This is a genomic window from Arthrobacter sp. P1_A5 (genome assembly GCF_056406825.1).
Window position 1 is genome coordinate 1 of the sequence record NZ_JBFTZL010000027.1, and the last position, 14,551, is coordinate 14,551.

Annotated in this window: 15 protein-coding genes; 9 read left to right on the forward strand and 6 right to left on the reverse strand. The window is 66.5% G+C overall.

Annotation, left to right across the window (positions count from 1 at the left end; all coding sequences use genetic code 11):
• The 5 genes from AC1D1S_RS06840 to AC1D1S_RS06860 form a co-directional block, all read right to left on the reverse strand.
• The coding region (locus AC1D1S_RS06840) for a transposase (protein WP_476994066.1) at nt 1-214 on the reverse strand (214 nt) is incomplete at its 3' end.
• An 87-nt stretch (nt 215-301) separates the two neighbouring features.
• A complete protein-coding gene (locus tag AC1D1S_RS06845; RefSeq protein ID WP_476994067.1) occupies nt 302-943 on the reverse strand; it encodes an NADPH-dependent F420 reductase in 642 nt (213 codons plus the stop codon).
• A gap of 147 nt (nt 944-1,090) precedes the next feature.
• Nucleotides 1,091-1,768, reverse strand: a complete 678-nt coding sequence (locus tag AC1D1S_RS06850; protein WP_476994068.1) for an alpha/beta hydrolase — start codon at nt 1,766-1,768, stop codon at nt 1,091-1,093.
• A gap of 426 nt (nt 1,769-2,194) precedes the next feature.
• Nucleotides 2,195-3,178 (reverse strand): zinc-binding alcohol dehydrogenase family protein, encoded by a 984-nt coding sequence (locus AC1D1S_RS06855; RefSeq protein ID WP_476994069.1) that lies wholly within the window; start codon nt 3,176-3,178, stop codon nt 2,195-2,197.
• Nucleotides 3,175-3,648, reverse strand: coding sequence for a MarR family winged helix-turn-helix transcriptional regulator (locus AC1D1S_RS06860; protein WP_476994070.1), 474 nt, complete (start codon nt 3,646-3,648; stop codon nt 3,175-3,177). Before AC1D1S_RS06860 ends, AC1D1S_RS06855 begins: the two co-directional genes overlap by 4 nt.
• A 164-nt stretch (nt 3,649-3,812) precedes the next feature.
• Between AC1D1S_RS06860 and AC1D1S_RS06865 the strand changes: the two genes are divergently transcribed.
• The 9 genes from AC1D1S_RS06865 to AC1D1S_RS06905 all read left to right on the forward strand — a co-directional run bounded on the left by AC1D1S_RS06865 (nt 3,813) and on the right by AC1D1S_RS06905 (nt 13,891).
• Nucleotides 3,813-4,607: an IclR family transcriptional regulator gene (locus AC1D1S_RS06865; RefSeq protein WP_476994071.1), complete on the forward strand. Its 795-nt coding sequence runs from the start codon at nt 3,813-3,815 to the stop codon at nt 4,605-4,607.
• 151 nt (nt 4,608-4,758) lie between these two features.
• The gene (locus AC1D1S_RS06870; protein ID WP_476994072.1) at nt 4,759-6,036 is read left to right on the forward strand and encodes a cytochrome P450; all 1,278 of its coding nucleotides are present in this window, start codon (nt 4,759-4,761) and stop codon (nt 6,034-6,036) included.
• Between the two features lie 5 nt (nt 6,037-6,041).
• Nucleotides 6,042-7,217: a PEP/pyruvate-binding domain-containing protein gene (locus AC1D1S_RS06875; RefSeq protein ID WP_476994073.1), complete on the forward strand. Its 1,176-nt coding sequence runs from the start codon at nt 6,042-6,044 to the stop codon at nt 7,215-7,217.
• 68 nt (nt 7,218-7,285) lie between these two features.
• Nucleotides 7,286-9,163 (forward strand): PEP-utilizing enzyme, encoded by a 1,878-nt coding sequence (locus AC1D1S_RS06880; RefSeq protein WP_476994074.1) that lies wholly within the window; start codon nt 7,286-7,288, stop codon nt 9,161-9,163.
• The gene (locus AC1D1S_RS06885; RefSeq protein ID WP_476994075.1) at nt 9,156-9,917 is read left to right on the forward strand and encodes an SDR family NAD(P)-dependent oxidoreductase; all 762 of its coding nucleotides are present in this window, start codon (nt 9,156-9,158) and stop codon (nt 9,915-9,917) included. The genes AC1D1S_RS06880 and AC1D1S_RS06885 overlap by 8 nt, the downstream gene beginning before the upstream one ends.
• A 45-nt stretch (nt 9,918-9,962) precedes the next feature.
• Nucleotides 9,963-10,283 carry a 2Fe-2S iron-sulfur cluster-binding protein gene (locus AC1D1S_RS06890; protein ID WP_028276636.1) on the forward strand — a complete coding sequence of 107 codons (321 nt, stop codon included), beginning with the start codon at nt 9,963-9,965 and terminating at the stop codon, nt 10,281-10,283.
• A 2-nt stretch (nt 10,284-10,285) separates the two neighbouring features.
• Complete coding sequence (locus AC1D1S_RS06895) at nt 10,286-11,599, forward strand: NAD(P)/FAD-dependent oxidoreductase (protein WP_476994076.1); 1,314 nt, start codon at nt 10,286-10,288, stop codon at nt 11,597-11,599.
• Between the two features lie 40 nt (nt 11,600-11,639).
• Nucleotides 11,640-12,377, forward strand: coding sequence for an HD domain-containing protein (locus AC1D1S_RS06900; protein ID WP_476994077.1), 738 nt, complete (start codon nt 11,640-11,642; stop codon nt 12,375-12,377).
• Complete coding sequence (locus tag AC1D1S_RS06905; protein ID WP_476994078.1) at nt 12,374-13,891, forward strand: aldehyde dehydrogenase family protein; 1,518 nt, start codon at nt 12,374-12,376, stop codon at nt 13,889-13,891. The genes AC1D1S_RS06900 and AC1D1S_RS06905 overlap by 4 nt, the downstream gene beginning before the upstream one ends.
• A gap of 56 nt (nt 13,892-13,947) precedes the next feature.
• On the opposite strand, the gene AC1D1S_RS06910 is transcribed toward AC1D1S_RS06905, so the two are convergent.
• Nucleotides 13,948-14,496: a TOPRIM nucleotidyl transferase/hydrolase domain-containing protein gene (locus AC1D1S_RS06910; protein ID WP_476950305.1), complete on the reverse strand. Its 549-nt coding sequence runs from the start codon at nt 14,494-14,496 to the stop codon at nt 13,948-13,950.
• Nucleotides 14,497-14,551: the final 55 nt, after the last annotated feature.

Below are 14,551 nucleotides of genomic sequence, written 5' to 3' on the forward strand. Positions count from 1 at the left end.
CCGCCTGCCGATTTCGCGGCTTCCCTTGAGTCAGTCCCGCTTTGCGCGCCCATTGACAGCACGTCATCTGATTGAATCCGAGCTCCGCCGCGGCCGCGCTCACACTCCCCAGCCGGTCCACCACCGACAAGAACTGGTCCTTCTGCTCCGGCGTGTACTTCCGCCGCCGGGCTGTTTCCTCCGTTAAAAACGACACGGTCGTTGCAACTCCCAAAGTGTTGGGTGTTGCAACGACCGTTAGAACCCGCCGATCCGCCGTCGTCCTCTTGCGTCTATTTTTTGACGCCTATCGCAGTCCGGGTTACTTGGTGACCTGAAGTCCGGTGTCCCAGTTGAAGTCGGCGAACTCGGGGTTGGCCTGCATGGTCATGAGGACGAACTGGAAGCCTTCGAGTTCCCGGGAGCGCTTGAGCGGTCCGACCACCAGGGGGCGCATGCCGCCGGCGCTGACGAAGCTGCTCACGGCGGCGGTGGCGTCCGCGTTGTCGCCGGCGATGAAGACGTCCAGGGGCTGTCCGCCTGACTCTCCGGCGACGAGGGTGCCGGCGAAGGTGGTGTTGAACGCCTTGACCACGTTGGCGCCGGCGGGGGCAAGCTGCGCGATTTCTTCGGCGGCGGAGGTGCCGGGCTCGACGACCAGGGAGTCGAAGGTCTCGAAGTTCACCGGGTTGGTGATGTCGACGATGGTCTTGCCGTTCAGGGCCTCGCCGTAGGCGCTGACGACGTTCTTGGCGGCGTCAAACGGGACAGCGAGGGCCACGATGGCGCCCTGCGGAGCCTCAGCCGTGGTCCCGAAGGTGACGCCGGCGCCGAGTTCGGCGGCCAGTTCCTGCGCTTTGGTGATGTCCTGTCCGAGGATCTCCACGGTCAGGCCGCCGGCGAGTGCTCGGGTGGCGATCCCGCGGGCCATGTTGCCGTTGCCGATGATGGTGAGGTTCGTCATGGGTGTCTTCTTTCCGAATATGCGGGCCAGGAGGGTTTTCATCAGATTCTGTTCTCTTGGGGGAGTGATGCTTGAAGCTACAACTAAATGTACGTCAGGAAAGTTGAAGCGTCAACTAATTCTTCGAACGGAACGGGGTGTTCGTGCCTATGACGGCCGCTGGGCCGCATCCTTGGGTGCGTCAGCTTCCGGCTTCATCATCAGGCCCCGCGCGCCTGGAACGGAGATAACGGACTGCGAAGTCGAGACTCCGGCGAGCGAACTGATCCTGGCGAACAACTTTTCCTGAAGGTCCACTGGCGCATTGTCAGTGCGCTGTTCCTGCGGGATTGTCCATGACACGGTGGGACGCTGACCGGCCCTTCGGGGAAGCGTGCCGTCCGGCAGGGCCGACCAGCGTCCGCCGGTGGTGCCTTCATCCGCTCCGGAACGAGCCAGGAACGACAGCCGCTCGTGGATCCAGCCCCCGAGTTCACGGAGCGTCTGGCCGCTGATCTGGTGCCCTCCGGGGTCGCGGCGGGCGTAGGCGGGGGCGGCGGAATCCGTCAGCAAGTAGTTCCAGGTGCGGTCCAGCAGTTCCGGCGGGATGACTTTGTCCTCGTCGCCCTGAGCGACGAAAACCGGAAGGCCTGCCAGCCGGGCCGGCGTGACCGGGACACCGGCGTCGAACGGCAAGGTGCCGTACAGAATAGCCGCACCGGAGAATCGTTGCGGATCTGCAAGAACCAGCCCGCCAGCGAATGCTGCACCCCCGCTGAAACCGACGAGCACGACCGGGCGGCCTGCGGGGGCGACAGTGTCGAGCCAGGTTCGGAACCATGCCATGGATGCCGTCAGCGACTCGGCAACCGGACGGCCGATGCCGCGGTTGGCAAACCATGCATAACCGCCGCCCTCTGCGATCGGTGCTCGGACGGCGGCGTAGGCKGGGCCGGGGGCAGGTGGTCGGCGAGGGCTATGATCTCGCGCTCGCTGGAACCCCGGCCGTGCAAGAGCACCACCAGGGGAGCCGCAGGGTCGGACGACCCGGCCGTCGTCGCCACTGCCGAKGTGCCCGGGTGTCGGCCGTCAAGATCGGTGGACTTCTCGGAGATGCGCATGAAAGCTCCTGCTCGTGGGTGTTGGGCACAATAAGTTTCTCTTGAAGTTTCAACTATTATGGCGCGTCGCGTATTCCCCCAGCGACTGTTGCGAATCAGCGGGGCGACGCAACAGGGTGGGGGAAGAAGCATTCGCTGCCGGCTGTGGGTCTTACGTGGTGACGACAAGTTTGCCGCTGACGCGGTTTTCCTCCATGTCCGTGTGGGCCCGGACGATGCCATCGAGGGTGTAGACCTTGCCGATGGGGACCATCGCGGTGCCGTCACTGACGGCCTGCAGGAATTCCTGGAGCACGCCGCCGGGGAGGTCGGGGGCGCCGCCAGTGTAGGAGGTGAGCCGGACGCCCCGCGGAATGTAGTCAATCGGATAGAAGTCGGGAACCGTCCACTGGTTTGAGAGCATCCCGGTGAAGCAGACGACGCCGTGGATCCGGGTGRCGCGCAACGTGTCGGGCAGCGTGGGGGTGCCGACGAGTTCGAGGGCGGCGTCCACGCCGTGGGGGACTATGCGGCGCACGGCGGTGGCGAGGTCGCCGTCGTCGATCAGGACATGGTCGACGCCGATCGCGGCCAGCGCTTCCCGCTTGGCTTCGTCGCGCGTTGAGGCCAGGACGGTGAGCCCGCGGCGCTTGGCAAGTATTGCGGCGGCCATGCCGACGGAGGAGGTTCCGCCGCGGATGAGCAGGCTCTGGCCGGGCTGGATGTCCAGGCCAATGGAGAGGGAGCCGTGGGCGGTCTGCAGCATCTCAGGGATGGCGCCGATGACGGACCAGGGCAGCTCTGATTCGAAGGCAATGACCTGCCGGGCCGGCACGCGCGTGTACTCGGCATAGCCGCCGTCGAACACGCGGCCCATGCCGCCCATCAGGGTGGCGACCTTCTGCCCGGCGCGGAACTCGCCGCCGGGGGAGTCGGCCACCTCTCCGACAGCTTCGATCCCGGGCACGCGCGGGAACGTGACGCCCTGGGCCAGGCCCAGGCGCGTATGCAGCTCCGAGCGGTTGAGCCCGAACGCCCGGACCCGGATGAGCACCTGGCCCGGCAGCGGCACGGGGATGGGTCGGTCGCGAATGACCAGCGCCTCGGCCGGCCCTGGGCCGTCCAGCACCACGGCCCGCATGGTGCCGCCGCTCACTGACCGTCCGCCTTGGAGTCCAGGGAGGGCCGCTGGGCGCTGCGAAGCCGGGCCAGGAGGTCGAGCAGGGTGGCGGTCTCCTGCGGACTCAGGGCCGGGGTGAACCAGCTGTCGAGTTCGGCCTCGATCACTGCGCGGCCCCGGGCGACCACCGCCTTCCCTTCTTCCGTGAGGTCAAGGAGTGAGGAGCGCCGGTCGCCCGGGTTTATCTTCCGCGAGCAGTACCCCGCCGCCTCAACACGGTCAACCAGCTTGCTGGCGCCGCCCACGGTGATGGCCAGCGCCGACGCGATGTCGAACACCCTGCACGTGCCAAGGGAGGAGACGACGACCATCGCCTCGAACCTGCCGAGGGGAAGTCCGCATTCCTGGCGCACGCGGGCGTCGACCGCATCCCACAGCTCGGTTTCAAGTCGGGTCAGCGTGCTGAAGAGAGGATAGAAGTCAGTCTGGCCGGCTCTGGTGTCCATGGATCAAGACTAGCATTTAGATTCCATGGAAGATACTTCCCCGGATTCTACTTACCGGCCGGCCGCAGCCTGTGGGGGACTCGTTCGCTCCTGATCGAGGGCTAGACTCTGATCGGACGTCCCGGCGACCATCGACGATGGGCCAATATCGCAGAGGAGCCTTGATGGCTGGCGGCAGCAGTGAGCCCGGTAGGACTGTGACCTCGAAGGTGCTCTCCATCCTGGAAGCCTTCGAAAAGTCCCGGGGTGCCCTCAGCCTGACGGAAATCGCCGAAAAATCCGGGCTGCCCCTGAGCACCGCCCACCGGCTCGTCAACGAGCTCACAGACTGGGGATTACTTTCGCGCGAGCCCARCGGCCGCTACCAGCTGGGCATCCGCCTCTGGGAGCTTGCCCAGAACACCGGGCGGCAGCTCCGCGACGCGGCGCGCCCGTACATCCAGGATCTTTTCTCCCTCACGGGCGAAACCGCGCACCTGGCCGTCCGGTCCGGCCACGAGGTGCTGTACATTGACCGCGTCTACGGCTCCAAGCGCCTGCCCCGCGCTTCCCGCGTCGGCGGACGCCTGCCCATGCATGCGACCGCCGTCGGGAAGATCCTCCTGGCCTTCGAGGAGGATTGGGTCCGCGACGCCTACCTGAACCGGCAGCTCGAGCGGCACACCGCGCACACCCACGTTGACCCGAGAAAACTGGCCGCCGAACTGACCCAGATCCGGGAGCAGGGCTACGCCACTACGCTCGAGGAAGTCCGGCTGGGCTCTTGCTCCATCGCCGTCCCGGTCTTCCACACCGGCAGGATCGGCGCCGCGATCGGCCTGGTGCTTCCCACGAGCCAGGCCGCCACGATGAGCCGCCACCTTCCCGTCCTGAGGGGCATCTCGGCGCAGATCGAACGCGCCACCGCGCGGATCCCGCTGGAAACGCTGCTGGGCAGCCACACCGCGGCATCGGACTAGGCCGAACCCTGCAGCTGCAGGCCCGCGGCAAAGTGGCTTCCGCTCAGTGGAAGCCTTTCCTGCCATCCCGAGGTGACGGGGGCCACACTGGTGGAAGAACCCCCGGCATGCACTGCTGCTGCCAGCGGGACCGGAAAACCAAGGAGCCCAGATGTCATCGTCGACTGAAACGGCCGGCCGCTGTCCCTTCGGACACGGCGCCGAAGCCCCTACAGGGCACCACGGCTACGAGCCATTCCAGATGAAGGATCCCTTCCCCGCCTACGCCGAACTCCGGGCCGAGCAGCCCGTGATGTTCGACGAGCGGATCGGTCTCTACGTCGTCTCCCGCTATGACGACATCAAGGCCGTCTTTGAAGACTGGGAAACCTTCTCCAGCGAAAACGCCCAGGCGCCTGTCCGCGAACGCGGTGCCGCGGCCAAGAAGATCATGGACGACGGCGGCTTCACCGCCTACTCGGGCCTCTCCGCCCGCCGCCCGCCGGAGCACACCCGCATCCGCGCCGTGGTGCAGAAGGCCTTCACCCCCCGCCGCTACAAGGCCCTGGAACCGTTCATCCGGCAAAACGTCGTCGGACTGCTCGAAAAAATGCTGGCCCGGCCGGAAAGCCGCGGCGACATGGTCAAGGACCTTGCTTACGACGTCCCCACCATCACCATCCTCACCCTGATCGGCGCAGACGTAGCCCAGGTCGACACCTTCAAGCGCTGGAGCGATTCCCGCGCCGCCATGACGTGGGGCGACCTCACGGACGACGAACAGATCCCGCACGCCCACAACCTCGTGGAGTACTGGCAGGAATGCCTCCGGCTGGTCAGGGTGGCTCACGAGGAAGGCGGCGACAACCTCACCGCGGACCTGGTCAAAGCGCAGCAGGACGGCGCGGAAATCTCCGACCACGAGATCGCCTCCGTCCTCTATAGCCTGCTCTTCGCCGGCCACGAGACCACCACCACGTTGATCTCCAACGCCCTCCGCGAACTCCTGGCCCGCCCCGAGCAATGGAAGCAGCTGGTGGATGACCCGAAAAAAATTCCCGCCGCCATCGACGAAGTCCTGCGCTACGCCGGCTCGATCGTCGGCTGGCGCCGCAAGGCCCTCAAGGACACCGAAGTTGGCGGCGTCGCCATCGAAGAAGGCGCGCAGTTGCTGCTCCTCATGGGCTCAGCCAACCGGGATGACACCAAGTTCGACGCCGGCGAGGACTTCGACATCACCCGCCCCAACGCCCGCGAGCACCTGTCCTTCGGGTTCGGCATCCACTACTGCCTGGGCAACATGCTCGCCAAGCTCCAGGCCAAGATCGCCCTCGAGGAAGTGGTCCGGCTCGCCCCGGGGCTGCAGCTGGAGCATCCCGAAGCCATCGCCTTCCGCGAGAACCTTTCCTTCCGCGTCCCCGAGACCGTCCCCGTCACCTGGAAGGCCTGAGAAATATGCAGAGCAACGAATACGTCCAGTTCTTCGACGGAGGCATCGAACCGAAGCTCGAAAACCTTGGCGGCAAGGGGGCCTCCCTGGTCACCATGACCTCCGCCGGCATGCCCGTCCCGCCCGGCTTCGTGGTCACCACCGCCCAGTTTGATGCCTTCATGGAGGAAGCCGGGATCACCCGGGACATCCACCAGCTCCTCGCAGGACTGGACCCCGAAGACATGGGCCAGGTGGACAGGGTGTCCGCCGCGATCCGGGCGGACATCCGCTCCCGCGCGGTGCCTCACGCCCTGCGCGAGCTCACCGTCGCCGCCTACGAGTCCTTAATGTCCCGCTTTGAGTCGCCGGTCCCGGTGGCCGTTCGCTCCAGCGCCACCGCCGAGGACCTGCCGGATGCCTCCTTCGCCGGCCAGCAGGACACTTACCTCTGGCTCGACGGCGTCAAGGCCGTCACCGAGCACATCCGCCAGTGCTGGGCCTCGCTCTTCACATCCCGCGCGATCATCTACCGGCTCAAGAACAACATCCCCAACGAGGGCCTCTCGATGGCGGTCGTGGTGCAGAAGATGGTCAACGCACGGGTCTCCGGCGTCGCCATCACCATGGACCCCACCAACGGCGACCGTTCCAAGATCACTATCGACTCCTCCTACGGGGTGGGGGAGATGGTGGTCTCCGGCCAGGTCACGCCGGACAACATCATGCTGGACAAGGTCACGCTGGCGGTCGTCTCCGAACGCCTCGGCGACAAGCACGCCGAACTCGTCCCGGACGCCGTTGCCGGCCGCCTGGTGGAGCGGGAGGTCGACGCCGAACGCCGCGGCCGCCGCAGCCTCACCGGCGCCGAGCTCACCGCCGTCGCTCAGATGGCCAAACGCGCGGAGAAGCACTACAAGTGCCCGCAGGACATCGAGTGGGCCCTCGATGCGGACTTGCCCGACGGAGAGAACCTGCTCCTGCTGCAGTCCCGCCCGGAAACGGTGCACTCTTCCAAACCGGGGGCGGCCACCCAAACGGTGCCCTCGGCAGCCGGCGGCTACTTCAGCGGACTCAGCCCCGCCATTTCTGCGGCAGCGCCCGCGCCAGCCACCACGACGCCGGCCGGCCCGGCGCCGTCGTCCGCCACCGGCTTTAGCCTCGGCAGCATCACCGCCTCACTGCTGAAGCCGTCCATCTAGAACGTTCCGACCCGCTAGTCCGCTGCGTCACCCAGGCTCAACGCCGAGCCCGTATTGAAAGGACCGCCATGTCCCTGAAGTCCTTCCCCAAACCCTCCGAGCTCGCGGTCCCCGCCGGGGCCGAGGGCTGGGAAAAGATCTACCCGTACTATCTGGTCTTCCAGGACAAGCTCAAGGAGCAGGAGGACGCCAAGTTCTGGTTCYGCGACAGCCAGCATTGGCCCACCGTGTTCAAGCCCTTCGAGACGATCGGCGGCGAGTTCGCGGTCAAGTGCCTGGGCCAGTACAACGCCCGACACCTGATGATCCCCAACGCCAACGGCATCGAGTTCCGCGTCCACCTGGGCTACCTCTACATGTCCCCCATCCCGGTGCCGGAAGACCAGATCGCCGCCCGCGTGCCCCTGTTCGAACAGCGCGTTGGCCACTACTTCCAGAACTGGGACCAGCTCCTCAAGCAGTGGCACATCAAGGTCAAGGGCACCATCGAGGAGATGGAGACCATCTCCTTCCCCAAGCTCCCGGACCTGGTCCCCATGGAAGACATCCTCTCCGGCAAGGGCAAGGACGGCTCCGAGAAGCTCCTGGAAAGCTACGACCGGCTCATCCAGCTGGCCTACCAGAACTGGCAGTACCACTTCGAGTTCCTCAACCTCGGCTACATCGCCTACCTGGACTTCTTCAACTTCTGCAAGCAGGTCTTCCCCAATATCCCGGACCAGTCCATCGCCACCATGGTGCAAGGCGTGGACATGGAGCTCTTCCGCCCGGATGACGAACTCAAGCAGCTCGCCAAGCTCGCCGTTGAACTTGGGATCCAGGCCCATTTCAGCAGTACCGACGACGTCGAGGCCACCCTGGGCGCCATCGCCGCAGCCCCGGGCGGGGACCGCTGGATCGCCCAGTACGAGGGCGCCAAGGACCCGTGGTTCAACTTCACCGTGGGCAACGGCTTCTACGGCCACGACAAGTACTGGAACGAACACCAGGAAATCCCGCTCGGCTACATCGCGGACTACATCCGCCGCGTGGACGAGGGCCAGGAAATCATGCGGCCGGTGGAGGCACTCATCGCAGAACGCGACCGCATCATAGAGGAATACCGCGAGCTGCTCGAAGGCGAAAACCAGGCCCTCTTCGACGCCAAGCGCGGGCTCGCCGCCACCGCCTACCCGTACGTGGAGAACCACAACTTCTACATCGAGCACTGGACCATGGGCGTCTTCTGGCGCAAGATCCGCGAGCTGTCCCGAATGATGCAGGCCGAGGGTTTCTGGACCGAACCGGACGACCTCCTCTACCTGGGCCGCAACGAGGTCCGCGACGCGCTGTTCGACCTGGTCACGGGCTGGGGCGTCGGTGCCAAGCCGATCGGTCCCGAGTACTGGCCGGCCGAGATCGAGCGCCGCCGCGGAATCGTGGACGCGCTCAAGACCGCCCGCCCTGCCCCGGCGTTGAACACCCCGCCGGAATCCATCACCGAACCCTTTACGCGGATGCTGTGGGGCATCACCACCGAGCAGGTCCAGCAGTGGCTGGGCGCCGGCGAGGAAGTGGAGGGCGGGGGCCTGCGCGGCATGGCTGCCTCGCCGGGCGTGGTGGAGGGCCTGGCCCGCGTCATCACCGACGCGGACCAGCTCTCCGAGGTGCAGCAGGGCGAGATCCTGGTCGCCACCGTCACCGCGCCGTCCTGGGGCCCGATCTTCGGCAGGATCAAGGCCACGGTCACGGACATCGGCGGCATGATGAGCCACGCGGCGATCGTCTGCCGGGAGTATGGCCTTCCGGCGGTGACCGGAACGGGTTCCGCCTCCACCACCATCAAGACCGGCCAGCGGCTGCGGGTGGACGGGACCAAGGGCACCGTGCAGATCCTCGATGCCGACCAGCCGGAGCTCCTGGTCACCGGACCCGGCGCCCACGCGCACAGCCACAGTCATGTCTGAGCTGAACGCGCCGGCTTCAAGGACCGTCCTGATCACCGGTGCCGCCGGCGGGCTGGGCCGGGCGTTTGCGCTCGGCTTTGCCGGCCGCGGCTACCGCGTGGCGGTGGCCGACATCAACCTCGAGGGCGCTGAGCAGACGGCCAAACTGGTCCGCGAACTCGGCGCCGAGGCCGCCGCCTTCCCGGCGGACGTCACCAGCGTGGACTCCACTGAGATCCTGGCACGGGACTGCGCGGACTTCGGGAACGGAAGCATCGACGTCGTCCTCAACAACGCGGCGGTGTACGCGGGGGTGACCCGCAGCCCGTTCGAGGACATCGACCCGGCCGAATGGGACCTCGTGATGAACGTCAACCTCAAGGGCCCCTGGCTCGTGACCCGTGCGGCGAGCCCGTACCTGCCCGAGGGCGGGCGCGTCATCAACCTCTCCAGCGCCACGATCTTCAGCGGCTCGGAACAGTGGCTCCACTACGTCGCGTCCAAGGGCGGCGTGGTGGCCCTGACCCGGGTGATGGCCAAGGAACTGGGCCGGCGGGGGATCACGGTCAACGCGATCGCCCCCGGCTTCACGCTCACCGAAGCCAGCTACGGCCTGATGGAGAACGCCGAGAACTACGGTGTGGACCGCGGGGCCATCAAGCGGGCCAGCCAGCCCGAGGACGTCGTGGGCGCGGCCCTCTTCCTGGCTGGGCCGGACAGTTCCTACTACACGGGCCAGACCATGGTGGTGGACGGCGGCCGCCAGTTCATCTGAGGCGCTCTTTCCTGCCATCATCCGATTCAACCTAAGGAGAACCACATGCCAACGGTTCATTTCACCGACGCCGGGGGCGCTGTCCGCGACGTCCAGGGAAACCCCGGCGATTCAGTCATGGAAACGGCCGTCCGCAACGGCGTCCCCGGGATCGTCGCCGAATGCGGCGGCTCATTGTCCTGCGCTACCTGCCATGTCTTCGTCCGCGAGGACTGCCTTTCGCAGCTTCCGCCGATGGAGAACATGGAAGACGAAATGCTCTACGGCACGGCCGTCGACCGTGAGGACAACTCGCGGCTGTCCTGCCAGCTCCGGCTCACAGACGCCGTGGAGCTGTTCGTCACCACCCCGGAAACCCAGGTGTAGCGATGGGCGCGGAAGCACTGGAGCAGGCAACTGACACCCTCGTCGCGGACCAAAGCTCTCCAACGCGCACGGGGCTCCTGATCATCGGCGCCAGCCAGTCCGGGGTCCAGCTTGCTGTATCGCTGCGGGCACTCGGCTTCGACGAACACATCACCCTGCTCGGCGACGAGGACCACCGACCCTACCAGCGCCCGGCCCTGTCCAAGGAGTTCCTGCAGGGCACGGTCGAGAGCGAATCACTGATCTTCCGCTCCAACGACTACTGGGCCGGACACAACGTGGCCCTGGTCAAAGGCGAATACATCGTTCGGATCGACAAGGAACCCGACGGCTCCGGGGTCGCGCATTCTTCCTCCGGAAAACAGTTCCCTTCCAAGCGGCTGGCGCTCACGGTCGGAGCCCGGGCCCGCAAGCTGGAAATTGAGGGCGGTAACCTCGACGGCGTGCTGTACCTCCGCAACGCCGACGACGCGCTGGCACTCAAGGCGCGGGTGGGGGATGCCACGGATGTGGTGGTGATCGGCGGCGGGTTCATCGGGCTGGAGGCCGCGTCCAGCCTGCGGAAGATGGGCAAGAACGTCACCGTTCTGGAATTCGGTCCGCGGCTCGTTGGCCGGGCCGTGGGAGATGAGACGGCCGGGTACTTCCTCCAGGCGCACCGTTCCCGCGGCCTGGACATCCGGCTCAACACCAGCGCGAAGCGCTTCACAGCAAGCGAGGGCGGTAGCGCGGTCGCCGGCGTAGAACTCCAGGACGGCACAGAGCTCTCCGCTCAGATTGTGCTCGTGGGGATCGGCGTCATTCCCAACACCCAGCTGGCCGAACAGCTCGGGCTGACGGTGGACAACGGGATTGTGGTGGACCGCTTCGCGCTGGCCTCGGACGGCACAACGGTGGCGATCGGCGACTGCGCCAACATGCCCAACCCGGTGCCAGGGTCGGAGCCGGGGGAACGGATCCGGCTGGAAAGCGTCAACAACGCCATCGAACACGCGAAGGTGGCCGCCTACTCGCTGACCGGGCGGCGCGAGGAATACGCCGGCATCCCCTGGTTCTGGTCCAATCAGGCGGACCTCAAGTTGCAGATCGCCGGACTGTGCAACGGCTACGACCAGACGGTACTCCGTCGGGACGAGGACCGCGGGAAGTTCAGCGTCCTGTACTACCGCCAGGGCCAGGTCATCGCCGCGGACTGCGTCAACGCCCCGCTGGACTTCATGGCCGTCAAGAACGCACTGGCAAAGGGCCAGAACATCCCTGCCGACGCCGCGGCGGACCCCGCCACCCAACTCAAGACCATCACCACGGACAGCTAACTGCACTCAGACAGTACGCCGGCCCACCCGAAGGAGCATTATGAGCACCCCCAAGACTCCGGTCGCAGCCAGCCCCGCCGCTAAACCGGTGGACGTGCCGGCCCAGGCCTTTGCCGCGGAGTACAGCGTCCGGCCTGTTCCCGCGGCTGGTCCGGTAGACACGACCGCGATCTGCAATACCCCGGCTGCCGTTCAGGAACTCGACGCACTGTGGAAGGCCGTGGTCCATGAGACGCGGACGCGCGGAAACGACATCCACTTGCCGATTTCCTTGGCCTACGCCGAACGGCTGTGCCGGGCCTATCCCGGCGCCGACGCTGAACTGGTACGCGTGGCCACCGTGCTGCACGACACTGGCTGGGCCCACGTTGATGAATCCCGCATCATATCCGAGGGCTTCACCGGTGACTGGCGCAAGGCCGCCATCCGTTACGAACACGAGCAGCAGGGCTGCGACGTGGCCCGCCGGGTGCTCCCCGCGCTGGGCTACTCCACCGAATTCATTGAGCGCGTCTGCGAGATCATCGACGGCCACGACACCCGGCCGGTGGCCCGCTCCCTGGAAGACGCCCTGATGCGCGATGCCGACAGGCTATGGCGCTTCGACCGCGCCGGTATCGCCCTCGCCTCCTCGTGGTTCGCCATGGACCCGGCCACGTACACCGACAGACTGGCCACCGAGATCGTGCCCGAACTCATCACCCAGGCCGCCCACGATATGGCCGCCGCGGACCTTAACCGATCCAACGCCCTTCTTAAGACGGCGGTGATCCGATGACCTCCGCCACGCATGATGCTCCTGCCCTGGTAGCCCGGACGGAGCTGTCCCTGCCGCATACGCATGTGGATACGATCTTTGTCGACGGCGCGTGGCAGCCTTCGCGGAGCACCGGCCGCAACCCGGTGACCGACCCCGCTACGGGCGAAGTGTGGGGCTCGGTGCCGGACGGAACGCCGGAAGACCTGGACGCCGCCGTCGGCTCTGCCCAGCGCGCCTTTCAGGGGGAGTGGCCCCGGCTTACCCCGTCTGAACGCGCCGGCTACCTTCTCCGGATCGCTGAGGAGGTGGAGAATCGGGCTCAGGAGCTTGCCCTGACGAACTCGAGGGAAAACGGCTCACCGGTGTCCGAATCCGCCGGGGCGGCAGCCAACGCGGCCGGTATCTTCCGGTACTTCGCCACCCTCGCCGGGTACCTTGAGCATGAGGATGTCCGCCCCTTCCCGCGCGGCGGCGGCGAGTCAGTAGTCCGGCGCGACCCGCTGGGAGTCTGCGCGCTGATCGCGCCGTGGAACTTCCCCATCAACCTGGTGGTCATCAAACTGGCGCCGGCCCTGCTGGCAGGCTGCACCGTGGTGATCAAGCCGGCGTCGCCCACGCCGCTGTCCATCCGGGTGATTATCGACGCCGTCGCCGCGGCCGGGGTTCCGGCGGGCGTGGTCAACCTGGTAACCGGCTCCGGCCGGCTGGGGGATCAGCTGGTGAAGCACCCGGGCGTCGAAAAGGTGGCCTTCACGGGATCGACGCCGGTGGGCCGGAAAATTGCCGCGGCCTGCGGGGAACTGCTGCGTCCGGTCACGCTGGAACTGGGCGGGAAGTCCAGCGCCATTGTGCTCCCTGATGCGGATCTGGAGGCGATGTCCAAGGTGCTGATCCGGTCGTCGATGCGCAACACCGGCCAGACCTGCTACATCTCGACCCGGATCCTGGCGCCCGCGAGCCGTTATGACGAAGTGGTGGAGATGGTCACGGCCACGATTGCGGCCGGAARGCAGGGTGATCCGCTCGACGCGGACACTGTGTTCGGCCCTTGCGCAACGGAGTCCCAGTGCCGGACCGTGCTGGACTACGTGGAGTCGGGCGTGGCCGACGGCGCGCGGGTCACCACCGGGGGGCGAGCGGCGTCGTTAGGCGGTGGCCTTGAGGGCGGCTATTTCGTGGAGCCCACAGTCTTCGCCGACGTCACCCCGGAGATGCGGATCTCCCGCGAGGAGATCTTCGGCCCGGTCCTGTGCATCCTAAAATACGACGACGCCGATGGCAGTGTTGACGAGGCCGTCGCGCTGGCGAACAACACCGAGTTCGGACTCGGCGGCCTGGTGTTCGGGCAGGACGCGGCGGCTGCCCTGAACGTGGCCGACCGGGTGGACACGGGCTCCGTGGGCATCAACTTCTTCGCATCCAACCATGCGGCCCCCTTTGGCGGCCGGCACGATTCCGGCCTTGGCACCGAGTACGGGATGGAAGGCCTGAACGCGTACCTGAGCTACAAGTCCATCCACCGCCGCACGTAGATAGCGGGATGCCCGTGACACGGTGAAGGGATTCGATCCTTTCTTGGACAGTAGGATCACAGCGGGAATGATGCAACGAGGCGGGCGAGGGGCGGAGGCGCCTGTCCGGCCGGCAAGGCGTCGACCAGCAGTGGCGCGTATCGGATCTTGTTGCCGCTGCGTCCTCCGAAGAACCGGCGCAACTGCGCCGCTATTGGCCGCTCCCGCAGTGACGGCTGGCGTTGGAGGAGCCGGAACGACGCGAGCTCGCCTTGAGCCGCGATGACTTTGAGCACTGCGTCGATCCCCAGGCAGCGGATGAGTTCGTCCTCCAGATCGGCGTGACAGACGTGAAACCCAAGCTCGGCCAGCGAACCGGACCCGATACCTGCCCGGCCCAGTGCGCGGGCGATGCCACGGGATTCGCCTGCATCACACAGGCCCAACAACCGGTGGCCTGCGCCATTCGGTCCGTAGCGGTCGAGGAAGTGGACGATGCTGGTCGCGCCTCCCATCGGTACGACCGACACCCGCAAGGCTGCCAGGTCATGGCCAAGACGGAAGGCCAGCGTCTCAACCGCAAGCCGGTCACTCTCACCTTCGACCAACACCGTCGTCGCCTGCATGGAACCAGTATGCCGAACGCATTGTCTGGTCACGGGCTCCCCGCCGGACACGCAG